Below are 18,061 nucleotides of genomic sequence, written 5' to 3'. Positions count from 1 at the left end.
CGATCGCCGAGGCATCATGCTCCAGTGCCAGCCAATGGGGTCCGCTCTGCCCTCCGTTCAGTGCGAATCCAACAGGAATGCAAGGGGGACGCGGCCATAGACCACCTGGCCCATGCCCGTTCGCCAGTCGGTCCAGGCGGCATGCACATAGTCGGCGCTAGCTGCTACTACGTTGATGAAATCGCCCCGCGCTGCATAGTCCTTCGCGAATGCCGTCGGCACGATCGAACGGGCTGTCGACAGCCGCACCGCCGGCCGAAACGCCTTTCCGTCCGGCGCCGCCGCCACGAACACGTCATAGGCGCCATCCTGATAATAGCCGCGCCACATCAGGACCAGCGTCCCGTCCGGCGCATAGCTGAGCGCAGGACGGGACGCGCGCACCACAGCCCCATCGACGGTCGCCGCTGACACGGTCTGCCATGTCATGCCGCTGTCGCCCGTGACCATTACATCGGGACTAGGCCGATCCTTCCTGATCATCGCCAGCGCGTAGACATTCTCGCGCCTCTCATCCGCCGCGATCGGCGGATAGTGGACCAGCGTGTCCATTTCCTTCGATGCCGCGACGAAATGATGGACCACCTGTCCGCCATGCGGGCCGCTGGCGAACACTACGCACAGGCACTCCACCCCTGTCAGCGGTACATGATCAGCCATGTAGGCAAAAGCGATCCGACCGTGGGCCGCGGCAATATGTCCATCCCAGCGCTGCGGCCATTGCAGGTCGCCAAACGCCTGTATCGGCGCCCAGCTGACCCCGCCATCCTTCGAGGTGACGTAGAAACGCTGAGAGTGCGCCGCCCCCTCCGGCGGGGCGGGATAGCCACCGGACAGGATGATCGTTCCGTCCGCCTTGTCCACATACAGGCGCGCGCCATCCCATGGCGTTTTCTTCGCTACTTCGGGAACGGCCGGGTTGGGCGCGAACTTGTCGAGCATGCCCGTGGCGATTGGCGCGACCAGAGGGGACCAGCTTGCCCCGCCATCGGCCGAAGCACGCATCGCGACTCGGCCCGGCGGTGGCGTGTCCTTCGGTGCGTTTTGCGGCAATTCACCGGCCAGAGTTGCGGCAACCAGCAGCTTGCCGTCGCGATCGAAATCGACGTCGGGGGCATTGCATTTGGGCGTGTCGGGCGTGCCCCACTCCAATGGCTGGCTGCTGAAACGCACGCCCCCGTCGGTGGATAGCGATACATAGCACCGCATTTCCCGGCCTTCACCGCTGGTGGCGGCGACATTGGTCGACAGGTTGCGCCAGATTACGGCGACTCGATCGGGATCACGCGGATCGACCGTTATGGCAGGGACGGAAGCCGCATGGGTGAGTTCGTCGGGACTGAGGCGGCGGTTGATGACATTCGCGCCTGCCGCGCCGGCGCTCCACGCCGTCCCCGCATGAACCGCACCGGTCAGCGCCGTAGTCATCGCTATGGCAAGCGCCATTTGTCGCTTCATAACCTCTCCTTTTGGACCATTGCCCGATCCTGCCGCACTGACCGTTTACAATCAATTGCAATCGTGCAAAACCGCCATTTCCACGCCAGTAAGAGAATGGCGTCCATATAGTCAGGAGAGCACTGAAATGCGCATAGGGCGCCGCCCTTCCCTGGGCCTCATCACCGCCAGCTTGCTCCTGGGCGCGGGGGCTGTTCCAGCCTCGGCACCAGCACAGGATAATAAGGGGCACCCGGAAATAAAGGTGGATGACGACGGCACGCTCCATGTGCCGGAACTCACCGTCCCCACCTCCAGCTTCCTGACACCGGAGGGGAAGGCGTTCCTCACCTATCAGCTCAAGAGCATGAAGGACCCCCGCTCGAAGATCCTGCCGCCCGGTGGCGAATTGCCCTTCTTCATGATTCCCTATCTCAAGTCCGCCGAGCAGATGTTCAAGGTCGACATCAAGGAGACCAAAGTTGCGGGCATACCGGCGATGGTCTTTACCCCGAAGGATGGTGTGAAGCCGGAGAATCGAAACCGCGTCTTGTTGAATCTCCATGGCGGCGGCTTCATGGGTTGCTATCCGGGCTGCGGAAAGCTGGAATCGATGCCCCTGGCCGCACTTGGCGGGTACAAGGTGATCATGATCGATTACCGGCAGGGACTTGATCACAAATTCCCTGAAGCAAGCGAGGACGTCGCCAAGGTCTATCGGGAATTGCTCAAAAGCTATTCGCCCAAGCGCATCGGCATCTATGGCTGTTCGGCGGGCGGAATATTGGTCGGCCAGTCGCTCGCCTGGTTCGACAAGGAAAAGCTGCCCATGCCCGGCGCGGCGGGATTATTCTGCGCTGGCATGACGCTGTCCGACGTCCAGTTCGGCGGCGACGCGAACTTCATCTCCACCCCGTTCGGCGAAGCGCAGATGCCTGCGGAACCGCCGCCGCCCAAGGGCGCTGGCCTGCCGCCCATCCCCTATTTCAGCAAGGTCCGCTACGACGACCCGCTGGTGGCCCCCGCCAACTCACTGGAACTGCTTGCGAAATTCCCGCCAACGCTGTTTATCACGGGCAACCGTGCCTTTGATTTCAGCTCGGCCATCTATTCGCATGGCCGCATGGTGAAGGCGGGGGCGGAGGCGGACCTCCATGTTTGGGATGGCCTGTTCCACGGCTTCTTCATGAACCCGGCCGTTCCGGAATCGAGGGATGCGTTCGACGTGATGATCAAGTTCTTCGGCAAGCATCTGGCACGCTGAACGAAACAGATTAACAGCCGGTCGAAATGCACAAAGCGCGACCGTGAACGACCCGCTCCACCTCTTGCAAGCGGGAGCGGGAAAGCCGCTGTGATAGGGAAATCATCATGAGTATCTGCTCCAAGGAGGGCCGGCTGGCCGGCCTCCTGCCTCGGCTGATCCTGGCATCGTCTCTGCTTGCCGTCGCGACGGCAACGTTCGCCCAGCCCGCGCCGTCCGCGCAGCAGCCGACCCCATTGCGCGTGGACGAACAGGGGACGATCCAAACACCACCCATGACGATTCCGCTGTCGTCCTACCTGTCGCCCGAGGGCAAGGCTTTCGTGGCAGAACATCTCAATGCCTTCCAAAAAGGCATTGGTGCCATCGACGACAATGGTGTCCCCGAATGGATGAAGGGCTATCTTGCCTCTGCCAGGAAGCAATTCAATGTCGAACGGCGGGATACCAGCATTGGCGGTGTCCACAGCTATGTCTATACGCCGCGCGACGGCGTCCTTCCGCAAAATCGGCGGCGCGTGCTCATCAATTTGCATGGCGGCGGTTTTGGCGGCTGCTTTCCAGGATGCACCGAACTGGAATCCCTGCCGATTGCGGGGCTGGGCCGCATCAAGGTCGTGTCGCCTGACTACAGGCAAGGCCCGAAAAGCCACTTTCCCGCCGCCAGCGAGGACGTGACCGCCGTCTATCGCGAACTGCTCAAATCCTACAAGCCTGGCCAGATCGGCGTCTATGGCTGCTCCGCCGGGGGTATGCTGGTCGGCCAGTTCCTGGCCTGGATCCAGAAGGAGGGGCTGCCCAACCCCGGTGCTGCGGGCATTTATTGCTCCGGCTTGTCCTTCGGCGATGTCGCCTATGGCGGCGACGCGACCTATATCGGCCTGCCCCTTGGCGACGCGGCTGTGCCGCCGCCGCCGCTTCGGTCGGGACAGAAGGCGCCGGTATTGCCTTATTTCGAAGGCGCCGACCTGAAAGGGCCACTGACGGCACCCGCCCTGCACCCCGATGTGCTCGCCAAATTTCCTCCGACCATGTTTGCGACCAGCACGCGCGCATTCGACTATAGTGCTGCGATCTATGCCCATCGCCAGCTCGTGAATGCGGGAGTCAAAGCGGAGTTGAACATGTGGGAGGGCCTGCCCCACGGCTTCATCTACAATCCCGATATTCCCGAATCCAAGGACTTCTTCCAGACCGTACTGCGCTTTTTCGACAGCCATCTATCGCGGTAAGCCATGGACCCAGGATCGGGTCCATGCGCTGATTTCCTATTTTCCTTCATGGCCCGCCGCTCCCGGCGGGTCTTTTTATTTCCAGCGACAGATCTATCCGGCACAGGATGGATCGACATGATCAAGACCCTCGTAAATGCCGATCTGCCAAGCCGACCGCCTGCAAGGCATCGCCGGCGTCATGCACGACACCACCTGTTTCTGTTGTTCGCCTCACACGCGCAAAAATAAGGCTGGGATGTGCACCGCACATCCCAGCCACAGTCCCAACGGGAAGGTCGAGAGCTTTTCGTCGCTCCCGATATCCCCGAAATCAGAACTTCTTGCGGATGTTGAAAGCAATCATCCGACCGAGAGGGCTTGCGACCGTGGAGTCATAGACTTGATTGAGCGCTACCGCCGCGAACGGAGGTTTGCGGTCGAACAGATTGATCGCGCTTACAGACAGACTCAGCCCATCCATCGCTCCACCATTGGCTCCCAGATCGTAGTTGAGCGACAGGTCGAAGGTGGTATAGGATTTCACCCGCTGCACTGGCGCGATCGAGCCGACAGTATTCTTGTACCTGTTGGAATAGTTCACGAACAGGTTCGCGGTGACGATCTTGTTTGACCAGCCCAGATTACCGCGCGCCCGGAAACGGAGCGGATAATTGACTTCATTCAGACGATCGACGGCCCCCGCACCCGGCGCGAGCTGCTTCTTGTATTTCAGCAAATAGGTTCCCGAGATACCCGTATTCACTGTCCCGTCGGCAAGTTCGAAAAGATAGTTTGCCGCAAAGTCGAAGCCCTGCATCTTCACTGCAGTGGCGTTGTTCCGACGCACGTCGACAAGCGCATTCACATTGGCCGCAGGGATCAACGGCGTGCCGGCCCAGGGCAGAGAATAGACTTCCTGGACCTGCGCAGGCGTGGGATTAAGGATCACATATTGCGCATAGGCGGGATCGGTGAACACTTGCGGACTGAAGAAGGGCGCCGTTTCAATAATGTCGCGATAGACGATGTTGAAATAGTCGAGCGAGGCGCTGAAACCCGTGCTTGCAGGCGTATATTTCGCGCCCAAGGACCAGGTGGTTGCGGTCTCTGGCTTCAGATTGGGATTGCCGCCGGCATATTCGACGACATTGCCGAAGGGACCGAAATTGGGAATGTAGAAAACGGCGGCCGCACTGGCGGGATTGACGTCCGCGAGCAACGGTGCGCGGAAGGACGTGCCGTAACTCGCACGCAGCGACAAGTCACTGAAGGGATCGTAACGCAAGCCGAATTTTGGATTGGTTGTCGATCCGATGTCGCTATAGTTGTCATAGCGAACCGCTGCGTTCAGCTCCAGCCGTTCGAGACCAGGACTTGCGTTGGCGCTGCCGACGAGAGGGACATTGGCTTCGGCAAATAATGACCAGACGTCACGACTATTGCTGGTGCCAGACAGCACATTTTCCTGCGACAGCGTCGGCGTGGTGAAGTTTTCATAAGCGCCATTGAAAAACGCGTCATGATGGAACTCAGCACCGACCGCAACGCGAACCGCGCCGCCCGGAAGCTGGAACAGTTCACCGTCGGTCTTTATGCTCGCAAGATCCATCTTGTAGCTGCCGGCGATGCGGAAGTGTCCCAGCAAAGAGCGTGCACGCTCCCCATTGACGCCGCCCGAACCATAGGGGTTGAGCGCCGTTGCCGGATCAGGATCAGCCAGAGCGGCCGTGAGAAGATTGATATTCTCTTCCTGCGGAGAAATGCTCCGACCTTCCGTGAAGCTGTGCGACGCGTAAGCCGAGATCTGCCAGCTTCCGCCAATATCCCAGTCCAGGCCGCCTGCGATCTGATAATTGGATTCGGCAGCTTTGATGATCGGCGGACCGACATCATCGATCAGCGCGAACTCGACGGTCTGTGGTGTTGTCTGGCCAGGTGCGAAGGATATGAAGAAAGGATTGGTGCTGGGCACGAGCGCGCTGACATCAATGCGGCCATTGCGGGAATTGATCATGCGCTTTGCATAGAAGCCGCTGACCCAGCCCTTGAGCGACGAACCCAGCTCCTGGTCGAGGCGCGCCACGAGGCTCCACCGATCGGTTTCAGGTAACAGATCCTGCCCCTGGTAGGATTGAGCGTAATTGGGCGTGGTGGACAGGTCGGCAGGGGTCAGATTCCGCCCCGAACCGCCCGGCAGGCCATAGCGTATGCCGGTTGCGGGATCGGTGACATTGCCGGGAGACGCAAAGAAGGAGCAATTGTTCGTGCCGCCGAACGCGACCTGGTTGCAAGGAAAGAGATTCGAACGATCTTCCTGGCGGAGACGGCTGTGATAATAATATTCGCCCGCGATCGTGACCGATCCCGTGTCCCATTTGCGTCCCAGTACCGCGCTGCCCTGCCATTCGCGATAATCATCGGCAAACCCGTAGCGACCGCTGGTCTCGAAGCCATTGAAATTCTTGCGCAGGATGAGGTTGGCGACGCCCGCCACCGCGTCTGAACCATAAGTGGCCGAGGCGCCGTCCGCGACTATGTCGATGCGTTCCAGCGCGATGGCCGGAATGACGGACGGGTCGAACAGCGAACCAGTGATGCCGGCCGGCGGCACGCGACGGCCGTCAAGCAGCGTCAGCGTAGCCTGCACGCCCAGGCCGCGAAGATTGAGGCCATTGGCGCGCGTCGTGTTGAGCGCAGCGTTGTTGACGGTGCTGCCGATCGTAGCTTCGCCCGGTCCAAGCGACGAGACCTGCGGCACCGTCTTCAGAATATCTGTCGTGGTGGCCAGGCCCGTCTGTTGCATGGCGGCCTGACCGACGGCGATGACGGCCGAACCCACCGGCGCCACTCCACGCAGGTTGGTCCCCGTGACGATGATATCGGCCGAATCATTGCTGCCTTGTTCCTGCCCCTGCGGAGCGGACGGCGCCGGCGAAGCATCAGCCGACGTGGTCTGCGCCGCTGCATATTGCGCAGTGGCGAGCGCCATGAAGGAAGCCATCCCCGCGGTAGCCCAATATCTGTTGGAAAATTTCATATCACCCTCCCATTAAATCGATTGCAATGCAGCTTGAACCGCTGTTTTCTGACCTATGTCCTACGACATCAAATTTGAATACACAATAGTTAGCTTAAATGGCAGAGCCAAGGAACCATGACCATAACATGCCTGGATACCCGGTTGCAGAGCCGAGGCAGGCCATGCCCTCCGTCACTCCACACTTCTGTCTGATAGGAACAGGTGCAGAGATCGCCGGTGCCATAACCACGCCTATTTTCTATAAACACATATCAACCCTTTTCACAATCGATTTCATAATGCATGCGTGAAGAAGAATTGAAGGCGCCGGAGGCACGGCGCGCGGGAGAGAAAAATGGAAATGCGCACAGCCGGATCCATGCCACGCAATGGTTCGACCACCACGTTGAAGCTACTGATATTCATGATGTTTGCGGCCTTTGCGATGACGACCGATTCGGTCGGCACCGTCATCCCGCAGATCATCCGCGAATATCAGCTTGGCATGACCGCGGCCGGATCCTTCCATTACGCAACCATGTCGGGCATCGGCCTCTCTGCTATCGGGCTCGGTTTCCTTGCCGACCGGATGGGACGTAAATGGACGATCCTGATGGGCCTGGGCCTGTTCTGTATCAGTTCGGCGCTGGTCGCCACCGGCAGCCGCTTTGGGCTTTTCGTCATGATGCTGTTCGTTTCAGGTCTCGGAATCGGCATTTTCAAGTCGGGCGCGCTCGCGCTGATCGGCGACATCTCAACGTCCACGCGCGAACATGCCCAGACGATGAACCTGGTGGAGGGATTTTTCGGCATCGGCGCGATCATCGGTCCGGCGATCGTTTCCTACGCGCTGCTTTCCGGCGCGACATGGAAATGGGTCTATATTATCGCTGCCCTGCTGTGCCTGATCCTGATCGCCGGCTCGCTCATGACGCCCTTCCCCCGTCATTCCCGGTCTGCAGTGCAGGAAACCGACACCCGCAGCGCCTTCAGCATGCTCGGCGACCCGATCGCCCTGTTCTTCGCATTGCTGCTGATGCTGTATGTCGGCGCTGAAGCTGCCATCTATGTCTGGGCGCCCACCTATTTCAGCGGCTATTCCGGCGAGAATGCATGGATGGCGGCCTATGTCGTCTCGATCTTCTTCCTGTTGCGCGCAGCCGGGCGTTTCATCGGCTCCTGGCTGCTGAGGCGGCTGGACTGGACGGTGGTGCTGGTGATCTGCAGCAGCGCGATGGCGGCGCTGTTCCTTGCCTCGGTCCTGCTGGGCCGAGGTGTAGCCGCGCTGGCACTGCCCGCGACCGGCCTGTTCATGTCCGTCCTCTATCCGACGATCAACTCGACCGGCATCAACTGCTTCGATCGCGCGCGGCATGGTGCGATCGCGGGCTTCCTCCTATTCTTCACCTGCGTCAGCGCCGTGGTGGCGCCGCTCGCCATGGCGGCGGTCGGCGACCTGATGGGCAATGCCGATTTCAGCATGATCTTTGGCGCGGTCCTGGCAACGCTGCTGGCGCTGCTGTGCATCTGGAACTGTGTCCGCCAGCCCGCTTCGGCGCGCCTGCTGGAACGCAACCAACAGGACTATGCGTCCGACGCCGTTCGCCCTCCTGAGCAGCCAGCGCGGTCGTGAGCCGCCGTCTGGCCAAATTCGCGCTGCGACCATCGCCGCAAGGGCGCCTGCAGTCCCGGCGCACCTGCCGGCAAAATGCGCGGGCGCCGTCGGGAAATGGCAACGGGAGCAGCGATCGCGCCGCTCCTGCGGCGCATCGAGAAAGATTTCAGACGGTCTTGCGCAACAGGTCGACGTTGCTGCCTGCCTTGTCGAGCGCATAGATCCGCGCCGCGGTGCCACCCAACAGAAGCGCGCGATGCGGTTCTGACAACCCGGCCACGGCGCTGCGCCCCAGTTCCACCAGCTCCTCATAGCTTCCGGGCGACTGGGAAATGTCGGTCCCCCACATCAGGCGATCGGCGCCGAACCGGGCGATGAAGCGCTGAAGGATCGCCATGGGATCAAACCCGTCCCCCACGATGCGCGCAAGTGGGATCGCAGTGAATTTCAACGCTATGTTCGGCATGTCGGCGAAAGGCGCGATCAACGCGTCCGGGCCATCCAGAGGATCGCTGTACGACTGGTTGGAAAGATGATCGATCACCACCGGCACATCTGGATAATCGGCAACGAGCCGCGCCAGCAGTTGAAGTCCTTCCGGTCGCATCGCCGGAAACAGGTGAACACATATCGGAACCTGCCGCTCCTGCGCCAGCCTCCACAAGGGCGAAGCCATCTCTCCGCCCAGCCAGTCCATTCCGGCCATGCCAGGCCGTTGCATCAGCCTGAATCCTACCGCGCCGCGTTCCAGCCAGAATATGGCGTCTTCTACCTGGCTCTCGCTCGTGGCATCAATCGCCACCACGGGGAACAGGCGATCCGGGGCAATTGCAGCCGCGCTGCAGATATAATGATTGTCAAAACCATATACCTGGCGGCGCTGGACCATCAGCGCCATGCCAACGCCATTTTCATCCATCTGCTGAAGCAGCCGTTCGGCGGAAAATTCGGACGCCCGGCAGCGCGCCTTCATCTCTTCCGGCAGGGGCAGCGTAGGAAATGCTTCGAAATCGCCGGAAAGGACGTGAGCATGCGAATCGACGATCGCGTTCAATGGATAATCCCCTGTGCTGAAGGACTTTCCTTTTATTGAATACAATTATGATAGGCAATTTATTTCTGAACTGACCAGGAAAGCGAGCACCATCGGCCGGCGCGCGCCCTTCCCGAACGAAGGGCGTCCCTCATCGTCAGCCCAGCGAATATATGTCGAGCGTCGTTTCACCCTGCAGCAGCCGACTGCAAATCTCCGCCTCATCCAGGTCGCGGCGGCGGCTGGCCTCCACCACCTCGGCCGCCCGACCGCGCGGGATGGCGACCACTCCGTCCGCATCGCCGATCACCAGGTCGCCCGGATGGACGACCAGTCCATCGAACAGCGTCGGCGCATTGATCCAGCCGATCGCCTGCCGGTCCTTGCTCGTGCCGCGAACGCACAGCCCCCTGGCGAAGACCGGGAAATCGACTTCGGCAAGCAGGTCGAAGTCACGGACGCAGCCGTCCAGCACCAGCCCGCCCAGTCGGCGCACCTTGGCCGCCGTTGCCATCACCTCACCCCAATATCCATGGTCATATTGGCCCGAACAATGGGCCACCAGGACATCGCCAGGCTGCGCCGCATAGATGGCGTAATGAAGCCAAAGATTGTCGCCCGGCGGACAGTGCACCGTCATGGCTGGTCCGCAAAGTCGGAAATGCGGATGAACCGGCTTGATCGCACGCGGCATGACCCCGATCTTTCCCCCGGCTTCATGCACGGTGGCCGAAGCCAATCCCTGCGCCTGCGCCACGATTTCGGGGGCCACCCGCTCGAAACCCCCGGTAAGGACGCGCGATTTGGGGTCGATCATGAAATATCCTCCACAAACAGGCCGAGCGCCGCAAGCCTGCGGCAGCGAACAGCTTCATAATAATGATACGATCGTGTATTCATTATTGTTGGGCAGGTCAAACTTCCAGCTATCACGCCTCTGAATGGTGTGGCGGGAGGCGAAAGCGATAAAACCGCTACCCAGCCAATGGCACCACCTCACCGAGAAATCAGACGAAGGCTGTCGATTACCCTTTCCATATGCGACCAATTGGAATAATTGCCTAACGATCAGATATGCAGATATCTCATCGGCTACGAGGAGCTGAGCTTGTCAGAAAAGAAAGCCGCGGACCTGGCCGACGCCCGTTCAGCATCGCCGGGATCCGAATTCACACTTGCACTTGAACCCGACTATTGCTGCGGCGGTGGCCATTGCGGCCCCCTGCCCGGCTATGATTTTCGCTGCCCCAGTTGCGGCAAGGATAGTGCCGACCGCCTTGGCGACTATCTGAAGGTAGGGGAGATCCTCACCTGCTATTTTTGCCGAAGACGCATGCGCGCGATCGAACAGATCGGCGATTTTGAATATCGCTTTGAATTTGCGGACTGATTTCTGAAATGGTGCGATGGCTGAAGTGATGGAAAGAATGGAAACGGACGTCCTAGTCATTGGCGGCGGTTCGGCCGCCACGCGGGCGGCGCTGGAAGCGTCCGATGCGGGCGTTTCCGTCCTGTTGGTCGACAAGGGCCGGGTCAGCGAAAGCGGATCGAGCCCACATGCGCTCGTCGGCTTCAGCGTGCCCCTGCTGGACGAACAGGACAGCGAGCAGTTGTTCATTGACGACTGGGTCGAGGCTTCAGGCGGCATATGCGACCGCGACCTGGTGACGATGTGCGCACGGCATGGCCGGACGCTGGCGGAAGATGTGGAGAAGCGTGGGGTTTCCTTCATCGCAAACCCCGACGGCAGCTGGTTCATTTCCAAGCGGGCGGGCCATTCCGTCCGCAGGACGCTACAGGCCAAGGGGCTGGGCAAGGGCGTTCATGCCAATGTCATTGCGCCGTTGCGGCAGGCGGTGATCGCAGCCGGCGTGGTGCTGGCGGAAGATATGATGGTCACGCGCCTCCTCAAGCGGGGCGACCATGTGACAGGCGCCTATGCGGTGCGCGCCGATGGCAGCCATCTGGTCATTTCCGCCAAGTCCGTGGTTTTGGCTGCGGGCGGCGCCAATCGGCTCTATTCGATTTTGTGCGAAGAGGTGAAGGAACATCATTGCCGCACCACGGGCGATTCCTGGCGCCTCGCTTTCGAGGCGGGCGCTCCCATCATCGACGTCGAATTTACCCAATTTCGCGATTCGCCGCCCGCGGGGCCGATTTTCGGCGCCAAATATGTCAACGCCCTGGGCGAGCGCGTGATGGAGCGTTACGACCCCGTGAACCTGGAATGTGCGCCGCGCTACATGATGGCGCGCGCGGTTTACCGCGAGAATTTCGAAGGGCGTGGTCCGGTCGTCTGGAATGTCGAGGAGGGTGAAGTCGCCCGTTCGCGTGCGCCGGTGGGCCACCAATATGAAGCGGGCCAGGTCGTTCCCATCACGCTCATGTTCCAGCGTTCGATGGGCGGGGCGCGGATCGACGCCAATGCCGCGACGGCGGTGCCGGGCCTGTTCGCGGCAGGCGAGGCATCAGGGGGCGTGCACGGCGGCGACCGGATGCAGGGCTGCGGCTTTCTGGAAACGCAGACCTTCGGCATGCTGGCGGGGCGAAGTGCGGCCGCCTATGCCGTTTCGCATCCGCGCGTGGGGATAGACGAATCCGCGATCGAGGCGGAGCGAACCCGGCTTTCACGGCGCAAGGGGACGAAGGATCCGTCTTCGCTCGTGCCCGTCATCCAGACATTGATGTGGGAAAATGCCGGTGTCGTATCCAACCGGGAACGGCTGGACGATGTGATCACCCGCCTGACGACAATCCGTGCGGAAGCGGAGAGCAATGTTGCCGGGGAGGATATTTTCGCCGCCGAAGAGGCCGCCAACCTGGCGCTGGCGGCGGAACTGGTGGCCCGCGCCAAGCGGGCACGTGAGGAAACCCGCAGCGGGCACGGGCGCACCGACTTCCCCGAATCGGACGCGAACTGGATCCGGCACGTCTGCCTGTACCGCGAAGCGGACGGCGAAATAGGCCTGACGACGGTGCCTGTGGAGACCTCCGCAACGCCGTCCAGCGCCGCAAGCCGGTGGACCTCGGAAGACGAGTAAGGCCTGCGAAACGCGGCAACATCAACATAAGACGCCGGGAGACGGTAATGCAATCCGCAAGCTTGGGGCGAAAGGCAAAATCATGACGGAAAAGATCACCACGGCGAACTCCTATTCGCCGCGCGAGGTGCAGCTGCTATGGACTGGGGCGATAGTCGCCCTGCTCGCGGGCCTGGCATTTGCGCTTATGTCCGGGGTCAGCACGTTTTTCCTGTACGGTTTCCCGATCATCTTCGGCGTGATCGGCGCCTTCGTGCTGGCGCGCCGCGAGACCGGCAGCCGGCCGGCCATCCATCATGCGATCACTGCGCTGCGGCTCTATTACGCCGCCCATCTTATCTGGACGTCGCTGCGCTACTGGTTCACCGACATGCAGCCGATGATGACTGCCTCTCTTTCCTTCGAGTTCATCGACATGCTCGAAAAAATGGGCATATTTCCAGCCATAAAGACGCTGGAAGGCTTCATCGGACTGATGTTGCTGTTCAACCGGTTCGTGCCGCTGGCGCTCGTGCTCGAAGTTCCGACCAGCATGACGATATTCTACCTGAACACGTTCATTTCGCACACTATCCGGACGATATTTACAGGTCCGGCAGAAATCATCGTCAATGGACTGACGCTACTGGGCTATTTCGGTTATTATCGACCGTTCCTGGCCGCCAGGACCGAACCAGCCCCTCCCCTGTTGAAGCATGCCCCGCCATTGCAGGACGGTTATCCGCAGAGGGACGGAAGCCCATCGATCGGACACATCGCCGAAACGGAATAACCGTAGCGACCCGGCCACATCCTGGACGGGCAAACATTCCGATAATTTTTGCAATCGATTGTATTTTATATTTGCATGACTGCATGAAAGGGCATAACCAGCAGGAGAGCACAAAGCCCGGATCATCGATTTCACGACGATCCCTGATATGGCCTCCTCCTTGACCATATACAGACGCTGGTTGCTCAATTCCGGTCCAGTTGATCCGGAGAAGCACTGGCCTTCATATTGACTGCACACAATGTGGAGGCCAGTGCTTTATCAAAAGCACCAGACAGGTAATAACGGTCCATGATCTCCTTCATGGGCCGTTATTAATTGATGGTCCTGAAATCTGATCGACCGCTCCTCTCTGATCCTTGTCGATAAAGATCAGATCTGCGTTCGGGATTCTCCGTTCCGCGATGTCTTCCCCGATCAGTTCGGATCGCTGGCAAATCGCTTCAGCGCGCGAGCAGCGGCGCGCCCGCCGGCAGCTTGACCATCTTCACGCTCCACACAGCCGCGATCAGGGCCAGCGCGATCAGGCCGAAATAAGCGGCTCCCCCCTCGAAATTCATCGCGATGACGCTGGTGAAGGAACTGGCGATCGCGCCAACCCGGCCAAATGCTGCCGCCGCGCCAATTCCGGTGGCTCGCAATTCGGACGGGTAGATGAGCGCTGACAGCGTGTAGAAGCCGTTATGCACGCCGGCCAGCAGCAGCCCGAGCAACGTGAAGATGAGCAGGATGGGGGCCGGAAAAGCCGGATCCAGTGGCAGCGCGCACAACAACAGGGCGATGCCGGAAGCAATGGCTGTCATGGCCATCAAGGGCAAACGAACGCCATGGCGCTGGATAAGCAGCCCGCTCAACAGGCCGCCAAATGTCGCGCCGCCGTTGAAGGATCCCATGATGAAGCTGGTCGACGCCACCCCGAAGCCGCGGCCATGCAGCAGTGTCGGCAACCAACTGAACAGCGAATAGGTCGCCAGCAGGCAGAAGAAGAAGCCCAGCCAAACGGAAATCGTCTCCAGCCGCAACCGGCCTGCAAACAGGGCTGAAAATTTTCGCCGCTCGTACGTAGGAGCGACATCGAAGAAGCGGCTGGACGAGGCGATCGGCCCTTTGAGCCGCCGCATGACCTTATTCAACTCCCTCTCCCGTTCAGGCCGGAGAGCGAGGAAGAACGGGCTTTCGGGCATGCAAAGGACGAAAAGCAGCGACGTGACGATGGCCGCAGCGCCGACCAGCAGGAACAGACTTCTCCAACCAAAGACCGGCAGCATCAGGCCGCCGAGCACGCCCGCCAGAAATCCGCCAAAGGGGATGAAAGCCATGCCGATCGCGATGGCGATGGCACGCCGACGCGGCGGACTCGTTTCCGTCAGCATCGCCGCGCCGCTGGGAATGGCCGCGCCCAGGCCGAGGCCGTCGAAGAAGCGGACGATCGCCAGCGTAAATGGATCGGGCGCCAGCACCGCACCCATGGTGGAGATGCCGAACAGCAGCAGGGCCATGATCAGCGTCCAGCGTCGGCCGATGCGGTCAGCGATGAGCCCGCCGCATATTGCGCCAAAGGTGATGCCCGCCAGGCCGATTGCGGCCACCGGCGCCATGGCCGCCTTGGATATCTGCCATTCGGCCAATATTGCAGGGATGGCGACGCCCAATATCTGGTTCGCGCAACCATCCATCATGAAGGCCAGAGCGCCAAGAGCCAGCACCAGTTTCTGCTGAAGCGTCCAGGACGTCGAATCCATGAACTCAGTCAAGTTGACCGGATTTGGGGCATCACGTTCGCCGCCCATCGATCTCTCCCTACGCTGGAAACTATATTGGCTATCTGATTGCGAGAAACCGCAATCGCGATGCCTGCCGCTGTGGGCATTCCAAAATTGTAATCAGTAATGTTATTTGATTTTTATCTTGTAATGAGAGGAATTCTTATTCCGAAAATTCGGTCATTATTGGATCGACATGTTCCCGGCGCCGAATATAGGAAGATCGATTCAACCGGCTTCCTGCTAATCAATCAAGGCGCCTTGATGGCCGCAACTCGGAATGGCCTGACCGATGACAGCGTGAATATATTGTGGATCATCATGGGATCGCCCTCGGCAAAGCGGGTCGCTTCAGCCAATGTGTCGGCTTCATACAGGACGACGCTACCCGCTCCCGCGCCTGCCTCGTCCAACAGAGCGCCCGCCATGACCAGGCGATCGCCTTCCCCCTTCCGGTAGGCGATATGATCCGCACGATGCCGCTCGCGATCTTCGTCGCTGCCCTTTTGGCCATATTCGATGAGGAAATGTGGCATTCATCTCTCCGTTGACGGGTGGAAAGCCTTTTCGCTGCGCGTCTGGAGCTGATGGTAACGAAATTGCCGCCGCGCTTCGTCCAGCCTCGTTCCATTGCGCACGGCCGCCCTGATCTGCTCTTCTGCCTCATGGATCGTTTCGGCAGCGTCCAGCACCCCGTCTTCGTGCTCGCGCGGGATGACGATTACGCCATCCGCATCTCCCAACAGGATGTCACCGGGGGCAACGCGCGCGCCGCCGATCGTGACGACGCAATCCATTTGCTCCACCTGCACGCGGTCCTTGCCTGTACGCATCCAGTGGCCACGGCTGAAGACCGGATAGCCAAGCTTTCGGCATAGCGCCACATCACGGCTGATACCGTCGATCAGTGTCCCCGCGAGCCCTCGGCGATGCGCAATTTCCGTCAGTATATCGCCCCATATGGTGGCATCTTCGCGGCCGCCATTGTCGATGACCACGACGCTGCCTGCCGGCACATCGTCAATATAGTCGCCAACCGTCCCCGGCGGGTTGGCGGCTGGGCCGCAGCGCATCGTGAAGGCCCGGCCCGCCATGCGAAACGTCGGATCGCGCCCCTGGATCTGGTAGCATTGGCCAACGATGCCCAGCTTGTCCAGCGCGTCACTGACGGTCGCGGTATCCAGCTTTGCCGCGCGGACAATATTTCTGTCTTCGGTCATTTGCGCGCCTCATCGAGCATATGTTCATAGTTCCCGCCCAGCACGTCACTGAGGCGACCGCCCGCGAGTATGGCCTTGGACATGGCTGCTTCCTTGGCAACGATTTCCTCGGCTGCTTCCAGAACGGCTTCGATATTCTCGACAGCAATGAAGATCACCGCACTGCGATCCGCGATCACATAGTCTCGGGCATTCACGGTCACATCCCCTATGCGGACCGGTACGTTCGTGTCCTTTTCCACCACGCGCCCACGCGCCGTCAGGGATGTCAGGCGATTGGTGAAGATCGGAAAATCATAGCCGCGCGCCTCGTCAATATCGCGCACCGGGCCATCGGCGACGACACCCGCGACATTCCGTTGCATGGCTCCCAGCGTCAGCAGACCGCCCCAGCAACCTGCCTCCACACCCGAACGCTGCTCAACGACGATGACGGTTTCGTCATCCGATTGCTCGATGGCCGCCGTACAGAGGTGACGCGGCGGTCCGGGCGGCGGGCTGCCGGTGCCCAGCAGGACGGTGATCGCTCGGCCGGCTATGCGCCGGTCGCCCGATTCCTGGCGCAGGCCGGTCACCTGCCCACCCAGTTTCAGCCGGTCGAGCGCGTCCGAGACTGCGCATACATCCAGTCGCCGCAAACGCCGCAGCAGGGGATCGGAGGAATTTGCACTCATATGTTTTCAGTCCTTAATCCCAGTAGACGAAGCCCATCGCATTGCCGGTGCCGGCCTCGCTGCGGTAGCAAGGCACATAATCCACGACGTGCGGCGCCAAGCCCAGGTCAGCCATCACGGCAGCGACGGGCACCCAGTTCTTCATTTCCGATGTTCCGTCCTGGAAGATCGCCTCCCCCAGCGCCTCGACCTGTGACATGTCGGCGGAACGCAGCGCGTCGAGGAAGATGCGGTCCACATTTTCGTCGATCACGAAATGGGTCAGTCCTCCCGACGCGATGACGGCCACCCGCGCATCGCTATTCCAGTTGGCGATCGCCTTCAGCACCGACTTGCCGAACGCATGGCATCGTTTCACGGTCGGCTGATTGGGGGGGTAAAAGGTGTTGACCGTCACCATCACCATCGGCACTGGCCTGTCGCGCATCAGGCGGCGACAGACGAAGCCATAGGCGTGGGGTGTTTCCGGCTTCGGCAGGGCCTTCATTGCCGCGACGTCGAATTCGTCCTGCATCGCCTGCGCAATGATGGCTCTCGCCAGTTCCGGATGGCCCGGATAGTCGGCGCCGCCCGCCGGAATATAGCCAGGCACCGATTCCGCAATGCCAGGCGGCAGCTTGGCCATCCGATCGGGCGAAAATTCATGATTGGTGATGGTGTCGCCATAATGAACGCCGAAAGCGGGAATCAGCCGTTCGTCGAATATTTCCATCTGGTCGTTACCGATCACGACGGCGACATCAATCCTGGCCTCCTCGAACCGGTCGGCCAGTTCCTCAATCGCCGCCTGGCAAAGCCGCTGGCGCATATCCCATGCCTCCTGCGTGATCTGTTCGCGCAGTCCTTCGTCACGGCGCGCGGCGACCAGTTCGTCGAAGGTCCAGCTCTGCCCCTGCCATGCATGGCGATTGACCTTGTCCGCCGGCACACGGGCTCCCCAGACTTCCGTCTCCGTCACCAGCATCGGACCATGGCTGGTGCCAATACCCAGCACTATTTTCGCCATGGC

At 60.6% G+C, this 18,061-nt stretch carries 15 protein-coding genes; 6 read left to right on the top strand and 9 right to left on the bottom strand.

From position 1 onward, the window contains the following. Positions 1 to 57 precede the first annotated feature (57 nt). Entirely contained in the window at positions 58 to 1,458 is a 1,401-nt protein-coding gene (locus MRBLSP13_RS00130; protein ID WP_363751941.1) for a sialidase family protein, read from the bottom strand. 127 nt (positions 1,459 to 1,585) lie between these two features. Here MRBLSP13_RS00130 and MRBLSP13_RS00125 point away from each other — a divergent pair, with 127 nt between their 5' ends. Both MRBLSP13_RS00125 and MRBLSP13_RS00120 read left to right on the top strand, forming a co-directional pair. Beyond that, positions 1,586 to 2,701: an alpha/beta hydrolase gene (locus MRBLSP13_RS00125; protein WP_363751939.1), complete on the top strand. Its 1,116-nt coding sequence runs from the start codon at positions 1,586 to 1,588 to the stop codon at positions 2,699 to 2,701. 107 nt (positions 2,702 to 2,808) lie between these two features. Further along, a complete protein-coding gene (locus MRBLSP13_RS00120) occupies positions 2,809 to 3,933 on the top strand; it encodes an alpha/beta hydrolase fold domain-containing protein (protein WP_363751936.1) in 1,125 nt (374 codons plus the stop codon). A 313-nt stretch (positions 3,934 to 4,246) separates the two neighbouring features. Here the strand turns inward: MRBLSP13_RS00120 and MRBLSP13_RS00115 are convergent, their stop codons facing one another. Then, positions 4,247 to 6,952: a TonB-dependent receptor plug domain-containing protein gene (locus tag MRBLSP13_RS00115; protein ID WP_363751933.1), complete on the bottom strand. Its 2,706-nt coding sequence runs from the start codon at positions 6,950 to 6,952 to the stop codon at positions 4,247 to 4,249. A 337-nt stretch (positions 6,953 to 7,289) separates the two neighbouring features. Here MRBLSP13_RS00115 and MRBLSP13_RS00110 point away from each other — a divergent pair, with 337 nt between their 5' ends. Continuing rightward, positions 7,290 to 8,567: an MFS transporter gene (locus tag MRBLSP13_RS00110; RefSeq protein ID WP_363735936.1), complete on the top strand. Its 1,278-nt coding sequence runs from the start codon at positions 7,290 to 7,292 to the stop codon at positions 8,565 to 8,567. 148 nt (positions 8,568 to 8,715) lie between these two features. Here the strand turns inward: MRBLSP13_RS00110 and MRBLSP13_RS00105 are convergent, their stop codons facing one another. Together MRBLSP13_RS00105 and MRBLSP13_RS00100 are read right to left on the bottom strand one after the other, a co-directional pair. Beyond that, the gene (locus tag MRBLSP13_RS00105) at positions 8,716 to 9,603 is read right to left on the bottom strand and encodes an amidohydrolase family protein (RefSeq protein ID WP_363735935.1); all 888 of its coding nucleotides are present in this window, start codon (positions 9,601 to 9,603) and stop codon (positions 8,716 to 8,718) included. A gap of 136 nt (positions 9,604 to 9,739) precedes the next feature. Next, on the bottom strand, positions 9,740 to 10,399 hold the full coding sequence (locus MRBLSP13_RS00100; protein WP_363735934.1) for a 4-carboxy-4-hydroxy-2-oxoadipate aldolase/oxaloacetate decarboxylase: 660 nt from the start codon (positions 10,397 to 10,399) through the stop codon (positions 9,740 to 9,742). A 291-nt stretch (positions 10,400 to 10,690) separates the two neighbouring features. Here MRBLSP13_RS00100 and MRBLSP13_RS00095 point away from each other — a divergent pair, with 291 nt between their 5' ends. The 3 genes from MRBLSP13_RS00095 to MRBLSP13_RS00085 all read left to right on the top strand — a co-directional run bounded on the left by MRBLSP13_RS00095 (position 10,691) and on the right by MRBLSP13_RS00085 (position 13,395). After that, positions 10,691 to 10,972 carry a hypothetical protein gene (locus MRBLSP13_RS00095; protein ID WP_363735932.1) on the top strand — a complete coding sequence of 94 codons (282 nt, stop codon included), beginning with the start codon at positions 10,691 to 10,693 and terminating at the stop codon, positions 10,970 to 10,972. Positions 10,973 to 11,009: 37 nt separating this feature from the next. Beyond that, a complete protein-coding gene (locus MRBLSP13_RS00090; protein ID WP_363751931.1) occupies positions 11,010 to 12,623 on the top strand; it encodes an FAD-dependent oxidoreductase in 1,614 nt (537 codons plus the stop codon). 82 nt (positions 12,624 to 12,705) lie between these two features. Next, positions 12,706 to 13,395, top strand: coding sequence for a hypothetical protein (locus tag MRBLSP13_RS00085; protein ID WP_363751928.1), 690 nt, complete (start codon positions 12,706 to 12,708; stop codon positions 13,393 to 13,395). A 443-nt stretch (positions 13,396 to 13,838) separates the two neighbouring features. Here the strand turns inward: MRBLSP13_RS00085 and MRBLSP13_RS00080 are convergent, their stop codons facing one another. The 5 genes from MRBLSP13_RS00080 to MRBLSP13_RS00060 all read right to left on the bottom strand — a co-directional run bounded on the left by MRBLSP13_RS00080 (position 13,839) and on the right by MRBLSP13_RS00060 (position 18,058). Beyond that, positions 13,839 to 15,137 carry an MFS transporter gene (locus tag MRBLSP13_RS00080; protein ID WP_363751926.1) on the bottom strand — a complete coding sequence of 433 codons (1,299 nt, stop codon included), beginning with the start codon at positions 15,135 to 15,137 and terminating at the stop codon, positions 13,839 to 13,841. A gap of 272 nt (positions 15,138 to 15,409) precedes the next feature. Beyond that, a complete protein-coding gene (locus MRBLSP13_RS00075; protein WP_363751923.1) occupies positions 15,410 to 15,694 on the bottom strand; it encodes a YciI family protein in 285 nt (94 codons plus the stop codon). Next, positions 15,695 to 16,378 (bottom strand): RraA family protein, encoded by a 684-nt coding sequence (locus tag MRBLSP13_RS00070; protein WP_363751920.1) that lies wholly within the window; start codon positions 16,376 to 16,378, stop codon positions 15,695 to 15,697. It abuts the gene before it with no gap. Continuing rightward, positions 16,375 to 17,052, bottom strand: a complete 678-nt coding sequence (locus tag MRBLSP13_RS00065) for an RraA family protein (RefSeq protein WP_363751917.1) — start codon at positions 17,050 to 17,052, stop codon at positions 16,375 to 16,377. The genes MRBLSP13_RS00070 and MRBLSP13_RS00065 overlap by 4 nt, the downstream gene beginning before the upstream one ends. 13 nt (positions 17,053 to 17,065) lie before the next feature. Next, positions 17,066 to 18,058: a protocatechuate 3,4-dioxygenase gene (locus MRBLSP13_RS00060; protein ID WP_363751914.1), complete on the bottom strand. Its 993-nt coding sequence runs from the start codon at positions 18,056 to 18,058 to the stop codon at positions 17,066 to 17,068. Positions 18,059 to 18,061 lie beyond the last annotated feature (3 nt).

This window comes from Sphingobium sp. LSP13-1-1.1 (genome assembly GCF_040676415.1).
In the GTDB taxonomy this organism is placed as follows: domain Bacteria; phylum Pseudomonadota; class Alphaproteobacteria; order Sphingomonadales; family Sphingomonadaceae; genus Sphingobium.
The sequence above is the reverse complement of the archived record's forward strand: the minus strand, read 5'-3'. Positions and strand labels throughout refer to the sequence as shown.

Coding starts and splice junctions, on each gene's coding strand:
- MRBLSP13_RS00110 (WP_363735936.1), top strand. CDS start 7,290: ATGGAAATGCGCACAGCCGGATCCATGCCACGCAATGGTTCGACCACC.
- MRBLSP13_RS00065 (WP_363751917.1), bottom strand. CDS start 17,052: ATGAGTGCAAATTCCTCCGATCCCCTGCTGCGGCGTTTGCGGCGACTG.
- MRBLSP13_RS00120 (WP_363751936.1), top strand. CDS start 2,809: ATGAGTATCTGCTCCAAGGAGGGCCGGCTGGCCGGCCTCCTGCCTCGG.
- MRBLSP13_RS00075 (WP_363751923.1), bottom strand. CDS start 15,694: ATGCCACATTTCCTCATCGAATATGGCCAAAAGGGCAGCGACGAAGAT.
- MRBLSP13_RS00070 (WP_363751920.1), bottom strand. CDS start 16,378: ATGACCGAAGACAGAAATATTGTCCGCGCGGCAAAGCTGGATACCGCG.
- MRBLSP13_RS00125 (WP_363751939.1), top strand. CDS start 1,586: ATGCGCATAGGGCGCCGCCCTTCCCTGGGCCTCATCACCGCCAGCTTG.
- MRBLSP13_RS00100 (WP_363735934.1), bottom strand. CDS start 10,399: ATGATCGACCCCAAATCGCGCGTCCTTACCGGGGGTTTCGAGCGGGTG.
- MRBLSP13_RS00090 (WP_363751931.1), top strand. CDS start 11,010: ATGGAAACGGACGTCCTAGTCATTGGCGGCGGTTCGGCCGCCACGCGG.
- MRBLSP13_RS00085 (WP_363751928.1), top strand. CDS start 12,706: ATGACGGAAAAGATCACCACGGCGAACTCCTATTCGCCGCGCGAGGTG.
- MRBLSP13_RS00080 (WP_363751926.1), bottom strand. CDS start 15,137: ATGGATTCGACGTCCTGGACGCTTCAGCAGAAACTGGTGCTGGCTCTT.
- MRBLSP13_RS00060 (WP_363751914.1), bottom strand. CDS start 18,058: ATGGCGAAAATAGTGCTGGGTATTGGCACCAGCCATGGTCCGATGCTG.
- MRBLSP13_RS00130 (WP_363751941.1), bottom strand. CDS start 1,458: ATGAAGCGACAAATGGCGCTTGCCATAGCGATGACTACGGCGCTGACC.
- MRBLSP13_RS00115 (WP_363751933.1), bottom strand. CDS start 6,952: ATGAAATTTTCCAACAGATATTGGGCTACCGCGGGGATGGCTTCCTTC.